This is a genomic window from Arcicella gelida (genome assembly GCF_034931025.1).
In the GTDB taxonomy this organism is placed as follows: Bacteria; Bacteroidota; Bacteroidia; order Cytophagales; family Spirosomataceae; genus Arcicella; species Arcicella gelida.
Genome location: NZ_JAYGIL010000012.1, coordinates 72942 through 96165 on the forward strand (window position 1 = coordinate 72942; position 23224 = coordinate 96165).

The window sequence follows — 23224 nt, forward strand, 5'->3', positions numbered from 1 at the left end:
GCGGTCAGAATTAATTTTCCAACCGCTTTTTTTATGATTTAAAATTCAAGAAGACTCTTGTTAATTAATACCCAGCATTCTGCACTAAATATCCCGGAATATTAGATGCTCCGTCAATGGCTGTTTGTGGAATTGGGAAGATTCTTTTGTTTTTATCGGTATTTGTTTTTTCCGTCCATTTATCTTCGAACTTTCCAAAACGAATCATGTCTGTACGGCGTAACATTTCCCAATAAAATTCAAAACCTCTTTCACGGTATAATATATCTAAAGACATAGCAGTCAAAGCTGGTGCTGGCGTACTTGCCGTTCTTGAAGCTCTTACCGTATTTACATCTGCCAAAGCACTTGCTATATCGTTACTTTTACGCAATTTTGCTTCCGCTCTCATCAAGTAAATATCTGCCAAACGCAAGATTACGATGTCTGCTTCTCCAAAATTTCTACCACTTACTGATTTCTTACTGAATTCATATTTTTCTACTCTGTAACCAGTGTTATAATTACTTCCTTCTACCGAGTAATCAATTTTTTCAGTGAAATCTACGGCTAAGGTTGGCTTGTTTCTAGTATCATAGAATAGTTTTCCAACCTTCATTTTACCATCAGCACATTTTACAAAAACACCATTTTTACGAATCAAACCATATTGCTGACCTCTCAAAATTCCACGGTTGATGTTGAAGTTTTCAGCCGCTACACAAGAATCCGCAGGGTTTGAATAAATCGACAAGTTTTGCTTATAGAATCTTGGGTCAACCGTTGGGTCTTGTGGTGCATAAGCATTTACCCAAGTACGATAATAATCAGAAGTAATCCCTGGGCCATCAGTACCGTTTGCATTTGGATAAGCTGGCAAAGGAAATTGGTCACCCGAAAGCGAGAAGTACGCCAAACGGTTATGCCCATTCAATTCAGCACGTTGATCAACCGCAAAAATCAATTCTTTGTTCGTATGATTATCAGAATTGAAAATTGAGAAATAATCTCTTGATAATTGATACTGTCCAGAAGCAATAATTTTATCAGTATATTCAATTACTTTGTCTAAATCTTCATTTTTGAAAGTAGTTGCTGTTGCATAAGGGTCACGATAAACCGCTGCATTCAAATATAATCTTGCTAACAAACCCCAAACGGCTCCTTTTGTTAATCTTCCTGGACCAACAGTTGTTTCTAAATTTGGTTCAACTGCTAATAATTCACTTTTGATGTACTCAACAGCTTTATCACCTCTCAGAATAGAAGACGTTTCACCAATGTCATTTTTCACAAACACTAAACCGAAAAGGTCTAAAGTCAGCATCGAATAATAAGCTCTCATTCCTCTTGCCTCTGCTAAATAAGTTTTTGCAATTGGGTCTTTAGAACTTGGCAAAGTATTGATTGCCGTGATTGATCTTGACATTCCTTGCAAAATCAAATTCCAAGTATTTCTTAAATTCGGGTCAGTACTTGTTTGTGTGTGTGCATGCAAAGCCAAATAAATACCATTATCGCCCCAGTCTGTTCCACCACGGTAAGGTAAAATTGCCTCATCCGTAGAGATTTCTTGAATCGCAAAGTAATTGGTATGTGTAAAAATATCTGGAAGCCTTGCATAGACTGGCGCCATAATACCGTCGGCAGCTTGTTTTTCAGAAAGGTTTGAAGTGAAAGATTCATCCAATACTACTTCTTCAAGATTGGTACAACTTTCAATGGATAATATGCCCAGCAGGGCGAATAAAACATATATTTTCTTTTTCATGATTTCGATGATTTGTAATTTGAAAATTTGGTAATTTGAAGATTTGAAAATGATTTTTTCTCAATCATCGCATCAACCAAAGATTGAACAGATAACGGTTAACTGCTTTCAGATAACAGTACAGTCAATTAAAATGAAATATTTAAGCCAAAAATGACAGATCTAGCTTTTGGATAACTTAGGTAATCGATTCCGTAAGAAGTAATACCATTAACCGTTCTATCAGTATTTACTTCTGGATCAAAACCATCGTATTTTGTAAATACTGCTAAGTTTTGTCCTGTTACCGAAAGTCTTAAAGTAGAAACCCATTTGCTGATTCCTAAAGCTTTGGTATTTACATTATAGCCTAAAGTCAAGTTATTCAAACGAAGGAAAGCACCGTCTTTCAAATATCGTGTCGATACTGGTGCAGAGTTATTTACTGATTCGTTACTTGAAGCAATGGCTTCTGCCGTTGTGTTGATACCTTTTGATAATCTTAACTTATAGAAGTTTGCGTTAGCAGTATTGTCATAGATTTTGTTACCAGAAACGCCATTGAAATTGACTGACAAATCAAATCCTTTGTAGTTAGCACGACCAAAGAAGTTAAACTGTTTCGTTGGTAAAGCACTTCCCGCAGCGATACGGTCTTTATCCGTTACAATTCCATCGCCATCTACATCACGGAAAGTACTGATTCCTTTGTCATCAAATCCTGTGAATTCTTTCAAGAAGAAAGTCCCGATTGGTTGTCCGCTCACATAACCATTGATTGTTGCTGAAGTCAAACCAGAACCCGAAGCTGAACCCGAAGGAATTACTGAGTAAGGAGAATTTTTAACAACGTTATCAATAAAAGTAACGTTTCCGCCTACTTCATAAGTAAAGCCATCTGTAGCCGCATGACGATAGTTTAATTCTAATTCTAAACCTTTGTTAGTAATCGTCATGTCTTTTACATTCGTCCAGAAAGTACCTGCTGGTTGCACTGGGTCGGCAGGAATTACTTCTAATAAAATATCGCCTGATACTTTATTAAATACATCAATTGTACCTGTTAAAGCACCATTTAAGAAACCAAAATCAATCCCTAAATCTGTTTGTGTTGACTGTTCCCACTGAATATTTGGGTTCGCCAATCTTGTATAAGAAGTACCTGCTGGAAATGCACCAGTTTCTGATAATGGATAAGAAGTACTTGCTGAAACAACAGAAGTAAATCTTGCCTGCGTGATTTTTGAAGGAATTTCTTGGTTACCAGTACGTCCCCAGCCTGCTCTTACTTTTAAATTACTCAAAGCAGAACCTTTCAAGAATTCTTCTTCAGAGATTCTCCAACCTGCCGAGAAAGAAGGGAAAACACCGTATTTATTATTTGCTCCAAATTTTGAAGAACCATCAACTCTTAAAGTAGCTGTCAACAAATACTTGTCTTTGAACTGATAATTTACTCTTGAGAAAAACGATTGTAATTCATCGTTTGTGGCATAACCTGATGGTTTGTTATTCGCCAAAGTAAGGTCTTGTCCTAAACCTGGGTTATAAATTGGTTCAATATCAGAAATCGGGAATTTGTTGATACTGTAAGCACGTCCACGAAACATGAATTTCTGATACGAATGTCCAACTAAAGCTGAAAAACTATGGTCTTTGATTGCTTTGGTATAAGTCAAATAGTTTTCAATCAATCGGTTAGTATTGGTAATATTGATTGTTTCTAAACGACCATCTTGCAAAGGCACTGCACTTGCCAACGATTGTAAATCACGAGTAGAGCTTGAATTATCAATCCCGAAATTCAATTTATACACTAAACCATCAATGATTTTGATAGAAGGAGAAATATTTCCGATGATACGAGTAATTGAAGTAGCATCTTTTTCCAACTTCAAAGTAGTCAAAGGATTCACACCGTTTACATATGAGTACGGCTGTCCTTTGTCGTCATAAGCGGGATAAGTTGGGTTCGTAGAAATAGCCGTTCCGATAATTCCTGCAATTGGCGGGCGTACATTGTTTGTATTAGTTGCATTCAAATTTACATCGACCGTCACACGGTCTTCTAATAATTTTTGCGTTACGTTAATACGACCCGTGTAACGGTCTAATTGATTATTTTTCAGAATACCTTCTTGGTTTTGAATTCCGAAAGAAGCATAGTAAGTCAATTTTTCAGCACCACCACCCAATGAAATATTATGATTTTTAGTAAGAGCTGTTCTTGAAATTTCTTTCTGCCAATCCGTTGAAGCTTTCAAATCTTCTAAAACACCTCCTAAAGCTGGTACTTGTTTACGGTATTCATCCGCAGAGAAAACAGGTAATGCTCTCGCCATCGTTGAAAAACCATAACTTGTAGAGTAATTGAAAGAAGAAAAACCTGTTTTTCCTTTTTTAGTCGTGATTAAAATAACCCCATTCGCTCCTCTTGAACCATAAATGGCTGTTGCCGAAGCATCTTTCAATACATCAATTGATTCTATATCTTGTGGATTCAAAAAGTTCAATGGATTTGTTGCACCACCGCTACTTGAGTTATCCAAAGCCAAACCGTCAACTACAAAAAGTGGTGTACTTCCTGTTCTTACTCCGCCTGGTCCACGCACGCTAATATTCTGAATACCACCCGGTTCACCACTTGCCGAAGTAACATTCACACCCGATACTTTACCTTGTAAAAGTTGTTCTGGCGAGTTGATAATCCCTTGGTTGAACTCAGCAGGTTTTAATGATTTTACTGAACCTGTAATATCTTTTTTCGTTGAACTTCCGTAACCAACTACTACCACTTGCTCTAAATCTGAAGCACTTGAAACAAGTGCTACTTCTATCGTACTTTTCCCTGCAATCGCAATTTCTTGTTTTTCATATCCAATAAATGAAAATACCAATGTTGCTTTTTCATCTGCCATGATGCTAAAATTTCCATTGGCATCAGCATTTACGCCACGTTTGCTGTCTTTTACAAGGATGTTACAACCCGCCAAAGGCTCTTTGGTTTTCGCATCTATTACTCTTCCTTTTACAGTAATTTCTTTTACTGCTTTATTAAGTACTGTTTGTTCATAAGCATAAGATTTGGTTGTTGAAAGAAGAGTAACATGACCGGCAAAAGTTGGATTAGCAGAAACGCCAACCGTTGCCCCAACTAAGACTCCAAGGATAAGCTTCGATTGAGTCTTAAAAAAAGGTTTTTTGTTCATTGTTGTTGTGTTGTAAATTGGAATATTCTTATTTTATCACAATATAATTAAATTGCAAACAAAAAAGAAAAATAAGGATTAGGTTTTTAATTGAGGGCGCAAGTTATTCATGCAAGATTTCTGGAAAGTAAAGCCAGTGTTATCAAAACATGATTTTTTCTTAACATAGTCTTAATTTATACTTATCTATTTTTAAATAGCATGAAATAATCTGAACAAGATTGTAAAAGATAATATATCATAAAAATCAATATTCACAAACAATTTTGTCTTATAAAATATTAAAATATAGACAAAATATCTATATTTTAATATTGTTTTAGGTTAATATATCTATGATAGATTATTCATTGATACCTTTGCTTCGTAACAGCAAACACCCGTCAATCAGAAGGTTGGTTTTAGGTAGAAGTATTTTGTTTTTACCGAAGATTAAAAAGGAATCGTGTGAAAATCACGAACAGACGTGCTACTGTAAGTAACGGTTTCGTTCAGAAACGAGTTTTCTTCTATTTGTGTCCATTGTTCTTTTCTAAGAATGAGAAGGACGAAGAAAATGTTATAAGTCAGGAGACTTGCCTACCTTCTCAATGACTATTCCCTCACGATTAGGGCTTAGTTCACGCATTGATTTTTTACAAATACTTGTCGAATATTGTCTATTTCTTTCCCTGAAATAGCGTGTACTTATGCTTTTCGCATGGCGGCTGTGGTGTTTTCAAGTTTCATCGGTGCTGATAAAACGCACCAAAATACTTTATCGAAAATCGACAAAGTACGAACCTTAAAACAACAATTACGATGTTTACACACAATTTGGGTTACCCACGTATCGGTAGCAAAAGAGAATTAAAACGTGCTTGCGAGCAGTTTTGGGCTGGAAAAAGTACCAAAGATGAATTACTTTGGATTGGTCGCCAAATCAAAAGACAAAACTGGCAACTTCAACAAGAGGCTGGCATTGACTTGATTCCTTCTAATGATTTTTCACTTTACGACCACATTCTGGATACTGCCATGTTGGTCGGAGCGATTCCTGAGCGTTATCATGCTTTGGTGGACGGACAAACCAACCGTGAATTAGATATTTATTTTGCGATGGCGAGGGGTGTACAGCGTGACGGACTTGATATTCCAGCCATGGAAATGACCAAATGGTTTGATACAAATTACCATTATATCGTTCCTGAATTCACTAAAAATAAACACTTTAAAAGATATTCCGATAAAATAATCATTGATTTTGAAGATGCCAAACAAATGGGAATCATTACCAAACCTGTTTTGGTTGGTCCAGTTTCATTTCTTTTGCTTGGAAAAGAAAAAGAATCAGGTTTTCATCGCATTGATTTATTAGAGAAACTGTTGCCAATTTATATTGATATTTTACAAGAATTGGCGGCTCGTGGGGCAAAATGGATTCAATTAGATGAACCTTGTTTGACTTTGGATTTAACCGAAAACGAGCAAATTGCTTTCCAACAAGCGTATCAAAAAATCAAAAAGGCAGTTCCAAACTTAAATATTTTGGTCGCTACTTATTTTGAATGTACTGGGGAAAATATTTATGTAGCCACTACTTTAGACATTGATGTCCTGCACCTTGATTTGGTGCGTTGTCCTTCGCAATTAGACGATATTTTTGAGCAAACAGATTTTGCCAAAACCAAAAAAATATTATCGCTAGGTGTCGTCGATGGTAGAAATATTTGGAAGAACGATTATGCTAAATCTCTGAAAATCATTCAGAAAGCGATTGATGTTTTAGGACACGAAAGAGTAATGATTGCTCCTTCGTGTTCATTATTACATTCGCCTTGCGATTTGGATTTAGAGCAAAACGGACAAGTACTTACACCAACAATCAAAAATTGGATGGCTTTTGCCAAGCAAAAATTGAATGAAGTAAACGTACTAAGAAAGCTTGCAGAACCAACATCTGCTCCATTGTTTGCTCAACAATTTACTGAAAATCAAAAGGCGATTCAAAGTAGAAAAGATTCAAATCTGATTCATAAGCCACAAGTAAAAGCAAGAGTAGCCGCTTTGACGGCAAAGGATTCACATCGCCCAAGTCCGTTTGCCGTTCGCCAAGCTTTACAATTAGAAACCTTAAAATTGCCACTTTTCCCGACTACAACCATTGGTTCGTTTCCACAAACGGATGATGTACGAGTATTGAGAGCGAACCTTAAAAAAGGAGTAATTTCTCAAGAAGAATACGATGCACAAATTGCGATAGCAATTGAAAAATCTATCCATTGGCAAGAACAAATCGGCTTGGATGTATTGGTACATGGCGAATTTGAACGCAACGATATGGTAGAGTATTTTGGTGAACAATTATCTGGCTATGTATTTTCTCAGAATGGTTGGGTACAAAGTTATGGAAGTCGCTGTGTGAAACCACCCATTATTTACGGTGACGTGGAACGCCCTACGGCGATGACGGTTCGCTGGTCGGAATTTGCACAGTCTAAAACAGAAAAGTTGATGAAGGGTATGCTTACTGGCCCCATTACGATTTTGCAATGGTCATTTGTAAGAGACGACCAAGCTCGCAAAACCACGGCTTTCCAAATTGCGATGGCGATTCGGGATGAAGTATTAGACTTAGAAAAAGCGGGCATTAGAGTAATTCAAATTGATGAACCTGCCATTCGTGAAGGCTTGCCGCTACGTCGTGCCGATTGGGAAAATTACTTGCAATGGGCTGTTGAGGCTTTTCGTTTGAGTGCTTCAGGCGTGAAAGACGAAACGCAAATTCATACGCACATGTGTTATTCTGAATTTAATGACATCATCAAACACATTGCCGACATGGATGCCGACGTGATTACAATTGAAACTTCTCGTTCGCAAATGGAATTATTGGATGCTTTTGTTGATTTTAAATATCCAAATGAAATCGGGCCAGGCGTGTATGATATTCACTCGCCAAGAGTACCCGAAACCGAAGAAATGTTAGCTTTATTAGAGAAAGCTTTGGTGAATATTCCAGCCCGAAATTTATGGGTAAACCCAGATTGTGGCTTGAAAACTCGCCGTTGGGCTGAAACAGAATTAGCTTTGAAAAATATGATTAAAGCGACAGAGCTTCTAAGAGAAAAAGTAAAAGAGGGTGTTTGTTAAAAACCGTAGGGCGAGATTCCATCTCGCCTTATTTGTTTTTAGGCTAAAAGTACTTCAGCTGGAATCCCTAAACCATGATAAAGATTTTTTACCATTTTCAATGTAAGTGGTCTTTTTCTATTGAGTACTTCTGAAACTCGATTCTCGCCTCCAAAATACTCTGCTACTTCTTTTTGAGAAAGATTCAGCATTTCTATTCTTTGCTTAATTGATTCAATTATATCAAGCTTTTCAATTGGAAAGTGTTTCTTCTCATAATCTATCGCCAGAATTGTAATGGCTTCTAAAATATCTAAAGCTTTATTCCTTGTTGCTTCATCTTCTATTAAATCAGCATCAACCAAAGCATCAATTAAAGCTGAAGCACGCTCAAAATCAGCTTGATTGGTAATCGGTTTGATTTCAATTTCATCAAGATTGATGGTTGGTGTTTTCATAAGCAGAAGTGTTTATATTTTTTACTAAAATAATCATTAAATCACTCATTCCTTCCTTCACTCACTCAATTTTTAACGGGATGAAATCCCGTTTTACGGCTTACCTCCTACTAATGCCAATAAATCTTCTTTGGTGAACGACTTCAACATCAAGGTATCTGTCTTGATTAAATCGCCAACTAAATCTTTTTTGGATTCCTGTAAACGCATGATTTTTTCTTCAAGTGTATTCGGACAAATCAACCTTACCGCCACTACATTTTTTTGTTGTCCGATACGATAACAGCGGTCAATTGCCTGATTTTCAACCGAAGGATTCCACCACGGGTCAACCAAATACACGTAATCGGCTTCGGTCAAATTCAAACCTGTTCCGCCTGCTTTTAAACTGATTAAAAATACTCTTACTGCTTCGTTACCTTGAAATTCATTTACTTTTTCTTCACGGTTTTTGGTTTGTCCTGTCAAGTATTCAAATGAAATGCCTCGCTTTATCAGTTCTTTTTTTATCAAATCCAACATGGTGACGAATTGTGAAAAAACTAAGATTTTATGTTCGGAAGATTTCATTTCAATTTCTTCCATCAAAGCCTCAATTTTAGACGATTCTCCGCCATAAAACTCTTCGTCGTTCAACAAAGCAGGCGAATCACAGATTTGTCGGAGCTTCGTCAGACCCGACAAAATGTGCATGCTTTCTTTGGGAATATCGCCTTCAATTTTATGATTCAAAAAGTCTCTAAATTCCTTTTCGTAAGCATCATACACTTTTCTTTGTTGCTCGCCCATTTCACAATAAATTACTACTTCGGTTTTATCGGGCAATTCTTTGGCTACTTGTTTTTTGGTTCTTCGTAAAATAAAAGGACTTACTTTTTCTTGTAATTGCTTCGCTTTTTTTAAGTCTTTAAACTTATCAATCGGCATTGAATAATGGTCTTTGAAGTGTTGAAGACCGCCAAGCAAACCCGGACAAGCAAAAGACAACTGACCGTACAAATCAAAAGTATTGTTTTCGATGGGCGTACCTGTCAGCACAATTTTATTGCGAGCCGACAACAAACGAGCCGCCTGATAACGCTGAGAATTAGGGTTTTTAATGGCTTGAGATTCATCCAGAAAAACATAATTGAAATGATACTTTTTCAAGAAAGTAATGTCCGACAAAAGTGTTCCATAAGACGTTAAAATGATTTCGTACTCATCAAAATTGGCAGTACTTTTTTCTCGGTTTACGCCATAAACGCTTAGTATTTTGATAGAAGGGGCAAATTTGGCAACTTCTGCTTCCCAATTGAAAATCAAGGAAGTAGGAACTACTACCAGATTTGTATTTTGTACTTTTTTACTTCTTTGCGATAAAATAAAAGCAATAATTTGTATCGTTTTCCCCAAGCCCATATCATCCGCCAAACAACCGCCGAAGCCAAATTCATCTAAGAAATTAAGCCAGTTTAAGCCCTGTTTTTGATAATCTCGCAAAGTCGCATTCAGACCTTCGGGAATTGCTACGTTTTCGATTTGCTCGAAATTTTTCAGTTTTTCAGCATAAATTTTCAAATCTTGTTTTACTTCATCTGCTAAAAACTCTTCTTTAAATAGTTTTCTTACTTCCGAAAAATTACTCTTCGGAATCCTGATTTTTTGCTCAACAATTTCGCCAGCTTCAAAATATTCCGTGAATTTTTGTAGCCATTCTGTCGGCAAAATTCCCAAAGTACCATCGCCCAATTGCACATATTTACTTCTGTGCTTGAGCGATTTTTGCAATTGTTTTAAAGGAACTTTCTGCTTGCCAAACAAAACCGAAAGCTCTGTTTCAAACCAACGAATGCCACTGGTTACGCTGACGTTTACGACTGCTTTATGATAATTTCGCTTATTTTCTTTCAATTCGTTGAAGCCCAAAATGGTAATGCCTTGCTTTTGCCAAGTATCAAAAGCCTCTAAAAACCAGTCTTCATCTAAAAGCTGACCTCGATGCAAATAGAAATAATCAAGGTCGAGCTGGTCTTCAAAATCTGGATGTTGCCGGATTAAATCTGCCGTAAATTGAATTTCTGCCTTTTCGTCTCTGTCTAATGAAAAAACATTTCCATTAAAATCCGAAACATAAATCTGTTTTTTTGACAGAATCGGCACTTCAATTTTCCCGTACTTTATCACGGGCGTAATCAAGATATAATCCTCTGAATCAGACAAATAAATGATTTTTTGCTGATTTACATCAAAAGTATTTTCCTCAATTTGAGCAGGCGTAGCGGGGCGAATGTAGGAATAATGTACTCGAATTTTGTTCTCCAATTTGTATAAAATATTCTTTTGAAATTCTTCAAATTTAGAGCGATGCACCAACATTTTATGGTTATGTTGCTTGAAGAAAGTAATGACTTTCAGAAAATCTTGATTTTCAATCAAGTACAAAGTATCGGTGATTTGAACAAAATAATCGAATTTAACCGCAAGGTTTTCTAATGAATAAGCCCTATCATTTATCAATAATTCAGCCGAAACTTCATGAAAAATATCTTTGTAATCAATTTGCATTTTCATGTCCATTTTCAGTGATTTCAAATGAATTGGCAAAACAGAACTGGCATTTACTTTCTCTGAAATTTTAGGTTCATGGTAAAATACTTCAAGATTCAGCGGATTTTTTGCCAAAGCTTTTAGTCCTTCAAAAAGTAATTTTGAAGCCTTTTCGCCATTGGGTTGCTGAAATTTTAGCACACTTGAAAAAAACTTAACTTCTTCTATTTCAGTAGTTTTCCAGATAAAATCTAATGGATTAAGCGTTTTTAGAGGATTTTTGAGTTTACCTTCTTTCGTAAAAGGAGCTTGGTAAAGTTCAACCATCAGGTGGTCGTAATAGCGATGTTTGGCGATTACAATCAACATTTTTTGACTTTCTCCCAAATGGTCAAAATAACCATTTGGCGAAGTCATTTTTGGCAATAAATTGGTACTCAAATACTCATTCGCAGCTTGATTGACCGCTATCAGTTCTTTGAGTTTGGGTTTTATCTGAATTTTAAAAGGATGATATTCTACTTGAAAGTACTCGTCTAAAGCTTTTTCGTTTTCTAAACCATAGTCTTTGGCAACAGCCAACATTTTGTTGTGGCGTAAAGCATCATCAAAAAAAATGCGTAAATGTTGGCGTTCGGTTAGATTGAGGAGTACTTGTACTTGGTGTTCGCAGAGGTTTTTAATGGCGGCATTGCATTCACAAGCGATGTCGAGCCTATCATTTTCTTGCTTGACGGTGACCGTTAAAAAATCTTGTCGATTCAAATAAACGGGCATTTCTACATAATTCAAGTCGATTTTTTCGGGCTGAAGCTCAAAAAAACCTTTTTCATCCGTTGAAACAAGTGATGAACTATGCTTTAAAATCGTAAGGTAAGTAAGATTTGAAAGTTGAAGATTTTCAAAAGTATATGTTAGTTGACGAGGAAACATTGTATGGGGCTTTAGGCTGTAAGCATTAGGCTTTAAGCTTTTTAAATCGCCTAATGCTTATAGCCTAAAGCCTATCGCTTCAAGTTCAAACATTTAAGCAACTTCTCAAAAATAGTATTATTTTCATAAAAACCCGTGAATAGTTGTGCATTTGGGCCATAAGCTACTACTGGAACGGCAATGCCTGAGTGGTCGTTGGTACTAAAATTCCCTTCTAATTTCCCTGATTTGAAATCACCTTCCAATAATGACAAACCGCCTGTTTCGTGGTCGGCAGTAACGATAATGGTGGTTTCGCCATTTTTATCGGCATATTCCAAAGCCTTTCCGATTACTTTATCAAAATCCAACATTTCGTTTGTTACATAATTCAACTGGTTGGCGTGTCCGCCCCAATCAATTTTTGAACCTTCCAACATCAAGAAAAAACCGTTTGGCGAAGTACTTTCCAATTGTTTTACTGCAGCTTCAAAAGCCTCTGAAAGATACTCTCCTCTCCCTTCGTGTTTGGGGCGTACTTCGTTTTTATCGACAAAAACATAAGCTTTTTCTTTCGTTTTGGCTTCTTTCAAGGCTTCAATTGTTGTGAAGATTTTACCTTTTTTACTGAGCTTTTCAAGCGTTTCTTTTCTGAATGATTCTTTGCCAGCCCCAATTGTTAAGGCAATCGGGCTATTCGGTAAATCATCTGCAATCAATTGAAACCAATCTCTTTCTGGCTGATGAGCGTAAAAAGAAGCTGGCGTAGCTCCCGTAATTTCTTCGGAAACCACCAAGCCAACTTTAATATTCTTCTTGTCCAGTATTTCTGAAATATTTTCTAAAGCTTGCTGTTTCGTATTCATGCCGATGTAACGATTGTTCGTTTTTTCCCCTGTAGAAAAAGCCGTCGCTCCCGCCGCAGAATCCGTGCAGAAACTGTCCGCCGAATTGGTTTTCGAAAAACCAATATGTTTAAAATTCGTCCAATTAAGTTTTCCACCATTGGCTGCAATGCCGCTGTAAATTTGGGCTAATCCCATGCCATCGCCAATCAAGAAAATGATATTTTTTGATTTCTTTTGAATACCATCAGTTTGATAGGTCGGTAAATACGGAATGTGTTGAGCAATTGGTTTAGCAGAAAAAGCCTCCAAATTTTTGATATAATTTGCCAATTCCGATAAATTATCCGTACCGATATAATCAACCCCCAATTTCATCAAAGCTTTATATGCCGTCAACGAATTAGGAACTGCCCAAAAACGAACAGGTTTACCAATACGATGGACGGAATCCACAAAGTTTTTCACTTTTAAATATTGTGATGCGGTGATAAGTCCCTTGCCATTCCAACGAGTAAAATCTGTGATACTTGTACTTAGCAAAGCGACACGTTCGAAGCTTTTAGAAGAATAATTTTGGTTTCGGCGACCATCGAAGTAAAAAATCTCATCAAATTTATCAAAATCAGTACTTTGGGGCATATCGCCACTGATGACGATTTGAACGGCATTTTGGTTATTTTTAACATCAAAATAATTACGATAAGGCTTTAATTGCTTTTCTAAAAGCTTCAAAGCTTGTTCGCCATCTTCTTTAATGTCAATTAATAATTGTAGGCGTTGCCCATCTTTATATGATTTTCCATCATTCAGTGCAATTTGTTTGAGCAATGGTTCAAGGTATAAAGTTTTGAAAGTACGATTCAAACGGATGGATTCTTTTTCATGTGCAACGACCAATTCTTCCCCTTGTTTAAAAAGGTCAGCTTCAATCATCCCAAAATGTAAAGAATAGGCTTCATAAAAAGGTAAATCGTGTAAGTAATCATTGTGAGCATGAGTATTTTTCATGGAATAAGCCGCTGGCTGAGCCAAGGCTTTTGTTCCTAAAAGCATTGCAAGAAAAAGGAAAAAATGTTTTTTCATGTTGTTGACAAAAGAAATGGTTTTAAAAATGCAAAAGTATCCTTGCCATGTTAGGGAATTATTACCAGAAAATTAATCAATGAGCCGAGCCATGTTAAAAGACTAAAGATTTTTCAGAAATTTCTAAAATTCAAATTCTTGGTTTATTTATATTTTTTTATTTTTTCTACTAATAATTCAATTGAACAAATTGTCTTATTGATTTATCATTCAGCGTAAGCATAAATATATCAAAATGGTACAATAGCCTATAAAACAAACCAAAATGTTTGAATATATTTGGTCAACTCAATAGACTAATAAGTGTGCGCTTCAATTCAATAGCAAATTTTAATATGATGATGTTCCAAAAATACCGACGCATTTTAGTGTTTTTATCCTGCATATTGGCGTCTGGGTCTTCTCTGGCACAAGAGCCTTTCTTGAAATTATCGGATGCCATTCAGCTTGGCTTAGAAAATTACAATTCTATCAAAGCCAAAAAGAATTACCTAAAGGCTTCGGAAGCATTGGTGATAAATGCTCAGAAACAATTTTTGCCAGATGTAACTGCGGCAATACAAAACAATTATGGCACAGCCAACGGACAATTTGGTTCTTTGTATCCTTACAGGGGCGTTGGGATGGCAGCGGCTGGACCAAGTTCCGCAAGCCAAAATTGGAATACTGCTTTTGGGGCTTTGTACGCCTCGAACGTCAATTGGGATATATATACTTTTGGTCGTTTAAAAGCGAGTGTGGACATTGCCCGTTCACAAGTTTCAAGAGATTCATTGGATTTGCAACAAGAAAAATTTGCTCATGCTATCAAAATCACCGCAGCATATTTCAGCCTTTTAACAGCACAAAAATTCGTAGAAATTAGCAAACAAAACCATAAAAGAGTATCGGCTTTGCGTGATGTAATCAAAGCAAGAACAGCGAATGGTTTGAATGCTGGCGTGGATTCTTCTATTACTAACGCAGAGGTTTCTAATGCGAAGCTGGGCGAAATTGAAGCACAAAATATTGAATTACAGGCGACCAACCAATTGGCAATTTTATTGAATACGCCAACAAAGCATTTTCAATTAGATACTTTGTATTTCAGTAAAATTCCTGAGCAATTGGGTTCTACTTTAGCAATAGAAAATAATCCGACACTTCAATTGGTAAAATCACGCATTAACATTGCTGAAAATACCCAAAAACTCCTAAGCAGAAATAAATTACCCGTAATTAGTGTATTTGGTTCATTTCAATCGAAAGCTTCGGGTTTCGACTACGACTACTCTCCAACCAATAATCATGTTGATAAAAATTACTTTTCTGGCATTGCTCCTTCCAGAAGTAATTTTATTATTGGAGCTGGAATGTTCTGGAATTTTATGTCTCCCACCAAAATCAATCATCAGATTCAAGCACAACAATTTATGCGTGAAGGCTTGAAAAATGAATATGATTTAATAGAAAATCAATTACAAAACCAAATGATTTTAGCCGACCAACGCATTGAAAATGCTTTATTGAGCTACAAGGAATCGCCGATACAATTAGAAGCTGCCCGTAATGCTTATGAACAAAAAGCAGTACTGTATAAAAACGGACTTTCAAATATCATCGACCTTACCCAAGCACTATTCGTTTTGAACAGGGCAGAAACCAATATCAGCGTTGCCTATGCCAACGTTTGGCAAGCTTTAGTTTTGAAAGCTGCCAGCAACGGAGACATCGATTTACTCATCAAACAAGCTAGATAATAATGAATTTAATCAAAACAGCCCTACGCAAACCTATCACGATACTTGTATTGGTGGCGGGTTTGTTGTTCTTTGGTATCAATGCCATCAGGAATATCAAAATTGATATTTTCCCTGATATGAATATGCCCGTGATTTATATTTCACACCCATTTGGTGGTTATACGCCTACACAAATGGAGTCTTTTTTTGGGCGACAATACGTTAATCTTTTACTCTATGTTTCGGGTGTTAAAAGCATAGAAACCAAAAATATACAAGGTTTGACCTTAATGAAACTTACTTTTTATCAAGGCACAAACATGGCTCAGGCAGCGGCAGAAGTATCTGCTTTTAGTAATCGAGCGCAGGCTATTTTCCCGCCTGGTTCACAACCGCCGTTTATTATACGCTTTGATGCTTCTACTTTACCCGTTGGGCAACTGGTTTTGAGTAGCCCCATCCGTTCAAATAATGAATTATCAGACCTTGCCAATACTTATGTTCGTTCGTCTTTTAGTTCGATTCCGGGATTGATTTCGCCAGCTCCATTTGGTGGAAACGTTCGAACAGTAGTAATAAAAGCCGACCCAGAATTGATGCGTTCGCATAATATGACGGTCGATCAAATTGTAGAAGCCATTCGTCTCAATAACCAAACTTCTCCTTCTGGAAATGTGCGAGTGGGCGATTATAATTATATGACGCCAGCCAACACGACGATAAAAGGCATCAAAGATTTTGAAAAAATCCCTTTGTTTAAAGGTGGCGTACAAAACCTTTTTCTGAGAGATGTCGCCGTGGTGGAAGATGCCGCCGATATTACAGGAAGTTATGCTTTAATCAATGGCAAACGTTCGGTTTACTTGGCAATTACCAAATCTGCCAATGCTTCTACTTGGGAAGTAGTCCAGAATCTGAAAAAAGCTTTACCTAAACTGCAAAGTCAATTACCCGAAGACGTTACGCTTTCTTATGAATTCGACCAATCTGTTTACGTAATCAATGCCGTAAAAAGTTTACTCTCCGAAGGAGCAATCGGGGCAATTTTAACAGGTTTAATGGTTTTACTCTTTTTGGGCGATGCCAGAGGGGCTTTGATTGTCATCCTGACGATTCCGACTTCTATTATTGCGGGTGTACTTTTTTTACAGTTATGCGGGCAAACAATTAATATCATGACGCTAAGTGGACTTTCATTAGCGATTGGTATTTTGGTTGATGAATCCACCGTAACGATAGAAAATATTCACCAACATTTAGATTTGGGCAAGCCCAAAGCTTTAGCCATTTGGGATGCCTGTAAGGAAATTGCCTTTCCTAAATTGTTGATTCTCTTCTGTATTTTGGCAGTTTTTGCCCCAGCCTTTACGATGACGGGCATTCCAGGAGCTTTGTTTTTACCCTTAGCTTTAGCGATTGGGTTTTCGATGTTGGTTTCATTCCTTTTGTCACAAACCTTTGTGCCAATTATGGCAAACTGGTTGATGAAAACGCACGAACGCCCACACAGTACAAATTTACCCGATAATGAAGATTTCATTGCTTCTAAAATAAGTGTCGCTTCTGAATTCAATCAGATTACTCAGAAAAAGGATTTTGTAGAACATCCTCCTAAAAAAATCAGTATTTTCGACCGCTTCAAAAATTCATTTTTATCAATGCTTGAAAAGATTTTTCCTTATCGTAAAGCATTGGTTGTAGCCTATTTAGTCGTGATTTCTGGCTTTGCTTTTTTACTGTTAAGTACTATTGGACGAGACGTTTTACCGAAAACCAATGGCGGACAATTTCAAGTACGTTTAAGAGCCAAAGAAGGAACAAGAATTGAACGAACCGAACAAAAACTGATTCAATCTATCGCCATTCTTGAAAAAATGGTTGGCAAAGAAAACGTAGAAATTACTTCTGCTTTCGTCGGGCAACACCCCGGACTTTTCTCTACCAGTCCGATTTACTTGTTTATGAGTGGTCCACAAGAAGCCGTTTTACAAGTGCAACTCAACGAACATTTTAAAGTAGATTTAGAAGAGCTAAAAGATGATTTCAGAAAGAGAATCAAAGCAACCATGCCAGATTTGAAGCTTTCTTTTGAACCAATTGAATTGACAGATAAAATCCTGAGCCAAGGTTCGCCAACGCCAATTGAAGTACGTTTGATAGGAAGAAGTAAGAAAAACAATGAAGAATATGCCAAAAAATTGATTGCCAAATTAAGTGAAATCAATTATTTGAGAGACGTACAATTGGGGCAATCCATCAAATATCCAGCGATTAATATTAATATCGACCGAGTACGGGCTTCGCAATTGGGAGTAGATATGGGTGAAATTTCTCGCACCCTTACTGCCTCAACTTCTTCGTCTCGTTATACTGATAAAAGTGTTTGGGTCGATGAAAAATCAGGTTTGACATACAGTGTGCAAGTACAAATTCCTGAAAATAAAATGACCAGCATTGGCGATATCGGCGAAATTTCTTTACAAAGAAATGCGATAAGACCTGTTCTGAGCGACGTAGCAACGATTCAAAGCGATACAATTTATGGTGAAAATGATAATTTGGGGGCTTTACCAACGCTTTCAGTAACTGCCAATTTATACAAACAAGATTTAGGAACGGCAACAGAAGATGTACAAAAAGCCATTGCTTCGCTGGGCGAATTACCGAGAGGTTTAACCATTGAACCTATCGGTTTAAGCAAAGTATTGACAGAAACTTTAGATAGTTTACAAGCTGGTTTATTAGTTGCCATTGTGGTGATTTTCTTGATGTTAGCGGCTAATTTTCAATCATTTAAAGTTTCTATCGTTATTCTTACCACCATTCCAGCCGTAATTTTAGGGGCTTTATTGATGCTGAAATTAACGAATTCTACTTTGAATTTACAATCGTACATGGGCATTATCATGTCTGTTGGAGTATCCATTGCCAATGCGGTTTTGCTGATTACGAATGCCGAGCAACTCCGAAAAATAACAGGAAATGCTTTAGAAGCCGCCAAAGAAGCAGCAGCCTTGCGTATTCGTCCGATTTTAATGACCTCTGTGGCGATGGTCGTGGGGATGATTCCGATGGCTTCGGGTTTGGGCGAAGGTGGCGACCAAACTTCACCGCTGGCTCGTGCCGTGATTGGCGGATTGATTGCCTCAACTTTTGCCGCTTTAATTATACTTCCTTTGGTTTTCGCTTGGTTTCAAGAAAAAACGTCCACAGAATCTGTTTCGCTCGACCCAGAAGACAAGGAAAGCAAACATTATATTCCTACGATTTATGAGAGTGGAATGAGTGAGTGAGGAGTCTTGAGTTTTGAGTGAGGAGTTTTGAATTAGGAATTAGTCTTTATAAAATTGTTGATTTCCGATTTGCAAAACGCTTTTCTTAGAAAAGTTTTATAAAATTTCCGAAATCAGAAATCCCAAATAGCCTTAAAACTTTCGTACTCGACTAATTATTAGTAATAAGTTTTGAATGATGAATTAAAAAAATATAAATAGCTGTTAGCTCACAGCTATTAGCTAAAAGCTAAATACAACCATGAAATCAAAAGCTATCAAATCAATTTTAACTGTCGCTGGCTTATTTTCTGCCACGATATTATTCAATAGTTGCGGACATTCGGAAGCGAAAAAAGAAGAAAAATCAACCGCAGCAACCGTACACAGTGTTGAAGTATTTTCGTTGGAAAAAGGCATGATGTCCACCAAAATTCAAATTCCGGGGGAATTAATTGCCAAACACAGCGTAGATATTTATGCCAAAGTAAACAGTTTTGTACAAAAAATGAATGTTGACGTTGGCTCAGAAGTAAAAGAAGGACAATTGTTGGTAACGATGGAAGCACCCGAACTTTCCTCGCAATTATCGGCATCGGCTTCAAGATTACAATCGCAAGAAGCGATGTATTCGGCAAGTAAAGCTTTGTACGACAGGCTTTTACAAACCAGCAAAACCGCAGGAACGATTTCGTCCAATGAGTTAGACCAAGCTTTGGCACGTAAAAATGCGGATTTGGCACAATTAGAAGCCGCCAAATCAAGCTATAAAGAAATTGCCGACAATAAGAATTACTTGGCAATCAGAGCGCCATTCAGTGGTTTTATTACGGCTCGTAATATCAGTGTTGGGGCTTATGTTGGCCCTTCTGGAAAAGGTTCTGAATTTCCGATGTTCACTTTACAAGACCAGAAAAAACTTCGTTTAATCGTCTTGATTCCAGAAGCTTATACTTCGTATTTAGGCGAAAAAAATGAGATTACTTTTACGGTAAAAGCTTTTCCGAGCGAAGTATTCAAAGCTAAAATTAATCGTTTGGCGGGTGCTTTAGACACAAAATTTCGCTCAGAACGCATTGAAATGGACATTGATAATAGTCAAAAGAAATTATTGCCGGGCATGGTTGCCGAAGTAAAAATTACATTTCCAGCTACTGAAAAAACTTTTGTTGTGCCAAAAGCTGCCGTTGCGAATGCCCCAGAAAAAGTATTTGTCGTAAAAATAGTCAATGGAAAAGCTGAATGGGTAGAAGTAAGAAAAGGCAGAGAAGCCGATGGAAAAGTAGAAATCTACGGTGATTTATCAGAAGGCGACCAATTGGTAAAAGTAGCGACCGAAGAAGTGAGAGAAGGCTCGGAGGTGAAGATTAAGAAGGATTAAAACTCATTTTTCATTAGGGCTGGACTTAAGTCCAGCCCTAATGAAAAATGAGTTATCTTTTTCTACCAAAACATTCTAAGGTTTACTTTCCAACCGTTGCTTTTGGTGATTGGTTCTGGGCAGCAGTTGGTACAAAATCTATCCATTCTAAACTGAATAAATCTTTGTTTGGCATTGTTGTTTTTACAAATACAAAATACAAATCGTGCTTACCATTCGTTGCTTGTAATGTAGCACTTTTTTCAACATAAGTATTCCAGTTTCCTGTTGGTTCATAGTTTAAAGTACTTAGCAAAGCACCCGTTGGTGAATCTGCATGTACCTCAATTGTTGCTCCTTTATCTCTTGAAGAATAACGGTAAGTTAATTGTTCTATATTTTTCAAGTCGATATTTTTCAACACAAAGTATGAACCATTATGAATACTTCCCAAACGTTTTCCTTGTCTGCTAACGTTGTTCAACTCATCTGCTTCGCTACCATAAACCTTTGTTGGACGCAATACCAACACATCTGTTTTATTCAAGGATAATACCGTCTTTGTTTTGCCTTGTGGTGCAACTAAAGAACCTTTATCAGTATATGAAGCCGTCAGCACGTAACGTCCTTCTTGTTCTTTTCCAACATGTTCTTTAAGCGTTATCGAACCTTTTTGAGGAATTCTGTTTTCAATAGGTTCGTTGCCTAATGACAGAATATACTTCACCATTTCAGTGGTTTCTTCACGAGAAAGTTGTGGGTGAGCACTCATTTCACGTTCGTCCCAAACGCCACCACCACCAATGATAATTTTATTTGCCAATTTAGCAATCGCCGTTTTATCGTCTCTATATCTTTTAGAAACTTCGGTAAATGATGGACCAACCGATTTTGCATTTACTTGGTGACAAGCCTTACAGTCTGAACCTGCAATTAATGTTTTTCCTAAACTGAAAGTAGAAGTCAATTGTTGATGTCCCATCAATGGTTCTTTGCTCACTTTTGGAATATAATTCAATACTACTTTTACACGTTTCGGGTCAATCAATTTATCTTCTTTGTCTTTCACACTTACGGCATATTTAAAAGGCGTTTGTGTTGGAATGAAGAAAGTACTGTTGTCGGTTGTAGCGATGGCTACTTCTGGTACGGTATTGCCCACTTTAATATTAATAGTACTTGTGCTACTTGCTCCTAATTGGTCTTTTACAGTAAGCGAAACTTTATAAATACCATTTTTACTGAAAGTATAAGTTGGATTTACTTCGTTAGAAATTGCCTTTCCTTCAAATTTCCATTGGTAACTTAATTTATCTCCTTTATCAAAATCATGGCTTTTATCTCCTGTAAACGCTACTTTAAAAGGTGCTAGTCCGATGGTATCCGCAGCAATTGCTTGTGCTACTGGCGTGCGGTTACCGCTATTGAAATCAACTTTCACTAAACGAGCATCTTCATTATCAATCCCATAAACTGAGCCATATTCTAATAAATAAACGCTACCATCTGGACCAATTTCCATATCTACTGGGCGACGGAAATCACCTGTAGTTGGCATAAATGCTTCCATTGATTGGTAATTTTGTTGTTCGTCTAAACGTACTGCATAAATCCAGTTACGCATCCAGTCATACACAAATAAAGCTTTATCATAATAAGCAGGCAATTTACTTGGGTTTGCCACAGAAGCATCATAATGATAAACTGGACCACCCATCGCACATCTACCACCTACTCCTAATTTTGGAAATTCAGCAGATTGATTATATGGATACCAAATCATTGCTTTTTGTGCTGGAGGCAAATTTTTCATCCCTGTATTATAAGGAGAATTGTTCACTGGAGCATTGGCATCGAAAGGAGTCCCTACTTTTTTAGTCGCAAAATCATATTGATTGTACGCTTTGTTGTCGCCTACAAAATATGGCCAACCATAATTCCCTGCTTTTTTCGCTTGGTTGAATTCGTCATAACCACGTGGGCCTTGTACGCCATCTGTTCCAGCATCAGGACCGATTTCACCCCAATATAAAATTGAAGTAGCTGGGTCAACTGAAATACGGTATGGATTACGACATCCCATTACATAAATTTCAGGACGAGTACCTTCCATTCCTTTCGGGAATAAATTACCTTCTGGAATCGTATATGAACCATCTGATTCTACATGAATACGAAGAATTTTTCCACGTAAATCATTCGGATTTCCAGCCGAGCGTTGTGCATCAAAAATTGGTCTTTTTTCTCTTTCGTCGATAGGTGCATGTCCGTTTGATTCAAAAGGCACTGTATTATCACCTGTTGAAATAAACAAATTACCGTGAGCATCCCAAGCCATAGAACCACCTGTATGCGCACTTACTTCTAAATCAAGTGGAAATTCAATGATAGATTTTTCACTTTCAATATCAAGCGTACTATCGTCATTTACTTTAAATCTTCCGATTCTCTGTTTGGTTTGTCCTTTGTCTTCTATCGTATAGAAAAAATAGAGATAATGATTTTGGGCAAAATTAGGGTCAATTGTCATCCCTAATAAACCATTCAAATATTTATCAACCGCTTTTACAGGGAAATCGTACAATAATCTTGTTTTTTTCTGTACGGGGTCATACACATAAAATTTTCCAGCTCTTTCTACAAAAAAAACACGACCGTCGGGTGCAACTGCCAATTCCATCGGTTCGTTGAGGTCATTAGAAAGTACGCTTTTTGTAAAGCGATTTTCTTCAGGTCGGTTTAGCGTATCAGCCCACACCTGAGCCTTCTCGGCTTTTACTTGCGTGGTCGTAGCGTCATGGGTAAGAGAGCTTAAACCTAGAAATGCTCCTAGATATAAACTGTATTTAGCGAAAGTAATAGACATTGAGTGTTTATTAATTAAATAATAGAATACAAAGATTTAGCACCTCTACAGACAAAGTGATTATTCAACAATTGTATTGAATAATACAAATTTATAAAGTAGAAAGCATAATGCTGTCTGGTTTTT

General features: G+C 37.0%; 11 protein-coding genes and 1 riboswitch. Of the genes, 5 read left to right on the forward strand and 6 right to left on the reverse strand.

All coding sequences use genetic code 11. From position 1 onward, the window contains the following. Positions 1 to 64 precede the first annotated feature (64 nt). Both VB776_RS11625 and VB776_RS11630 read right to left on the reverse strand, forming a co-directional pair. Positions 65 to 1750, reverse strand: a complete 1686-nt coding sequence (locus VB776_RS11625; protein ID WP_323329173.1) for a RagB/SusD family nutrient uptake outer membrane protein — start codon at positions 1748 to 1750, stop codon at positions 65 to 67. 128 nt (positions 1751 to 1878) lie between these two features. Then, complete coding sequence (locus VB776_RS11630) at positions 1879 to 4938, reverse strand: SusC/RagA family TonB-linked outer membrane protein (protein WP_323329176.1); 3060 nt, start codon at positions 4936 to 4938, stop codon at positions 1879 to 1881. A gap of 379 nt (positions 4939 to 5317) precedes the next feature. After that, positions 5318 to 5535, forward strand: a riboswitch (cobalamin riboswitch). 58 nt (positions 5536 to 5593) lie between these two features. On the opposite strand from VB776_RS11630, the gene VB776_RS11635 reads away from it, so the two are divergent. Together VB776_RS11635 and metE are read left to right on the forward strand one after the other, a co-directional pair. Then, positions 5594 to 5791: a hypothetical protein gene (locus VB776_RS11635; RefSeq protein WP_323329178.1), complete on the forward strand. Its 198-nt coding sequence runs from the start codon at positions 5594 to 5596 to the stop codon at positions 5789 to 5791. After that, a complete protein-coding gene (gene metE, locus VB776_RS11640; protein WP_323329180.1) occupies positions 5740 to 8070 on the forward strand; it encodes a 5-methyltetrahydropteroyltriglutamate--homocysteine S-methyltransferase in 2331 nt (776 codons plus the stop codon). Before VB776_RS11635 ends, metE begins: the two co-directional genes overlap by 52 nt. Positions 8071 to 8108: 38 nt before the next feature. Here metE and VB776_RS11645 read toward each other — a convergent pair whose 3' ends face one another. The 3 genes from VB776_RS11645 to VB776_RS11655 all read right to left on the reverse strand — a co-directional run bounded on the left by VB776_RS11645 (position 8109) and on the right by VB776_RS11655 (position 13879). Then, the gene (locus VB776_RS11645; protein ID WP_323329181.1) at positions 8109 to 8507 is read right to left on the reverse strand and encodes a helix-turn-helix domain-containing protein; all 399 of its coding nucleotides are present in this window, start codon (positions 8505 to 8507) and stop codon (positions 8109 to 8111) included. A 93-nt stretch (positions 8508 to 8600) separates the two neighbouring features. Further along, positions 8601 to 11969 (reverse strand): DEAD/DEAH box helicase, encoded by a 3369-nt coding sequence (locus tag VB776_RS11650; RefSeq protein WP_323329182.1) that lies wholly within the window; start codon positions 11967 to 11969, stop codon positions 8601 to 8603. Between the two features lie 71 nt (positions 11970 to 12040). Further along, positions 12041 to 13879, reverse strand: coding sequence for an alkaline phosphatase (locus VB776_RS11655; protein ID WP_323329183.1), 1839 nt, complete (start codon positions 13877 to 13879; stop codon positions 12041 to 12043). A gap of 335 nt (positions 13880 to 14214) precedes the next feature. On the opposite strand from VB776_RS11655, the gene VB776_RS11660 reads away from it, so the two are divergent. The 3 genes from VB776_RS11660 to VB776_RS11670 all read left to right on the forward strand — a co-directional run bounded on the left by VB776_RS11660 (position 14215) and on the right by VB776_RS11670 (position 20253). Next, complete coding sequence (locus tag VB776_RS11660; RefSeq protein WP_323329184.1) at positions 14215 to 15618, forward strand: TolC family protein; 1404 nt, start codon at positions 14215 to 14217, stop codon at positions 15616 to 15618. Positions 15619 to 15620: 2 nt separating this feature from the next. Beyond that, a complete protein-coding gene (locus tag VB776_RS11665) occupies positions 15621 to 18893 on the forward strand; it encodes an efflux RND transporter permease subunit (protein ID WP_323329185.1) in 3273 nt (1090 codons plus the stop codon). Positions 18894 to 19134: 241 nt separating this feature from the next. Then, complete coding sequence (locus VB776_RS11670) at positions 19135 to 20253, forward strand: efflux RND transporter periplasmic adaptor subunit (RefSeq protein WP_323329186.1); 1119 nt, start codon at positions 19135 to 19137, stop codon at positions 20251 to 20253. Positions 20254 to 20335: 82 nt separating this feature from the next. Here the strand turns inward: VB776_RS11670 and VB776_RS11675 are convergent, their stop codons facing one another. Beyond that, positions 20336 to 23098, reverse strand: coding sequence for a PQQ-dependent sugar dehydrogenase (locus tag VB776_RS11675; RefSeq protein WP_323329187.1), 2763 nt, complete (start codon positions 23096 to 23098; stop codon positions 20336 to 20338). Between the last annotated feature and the right edge of the window lie 126 nt (positions 23099 to 23224).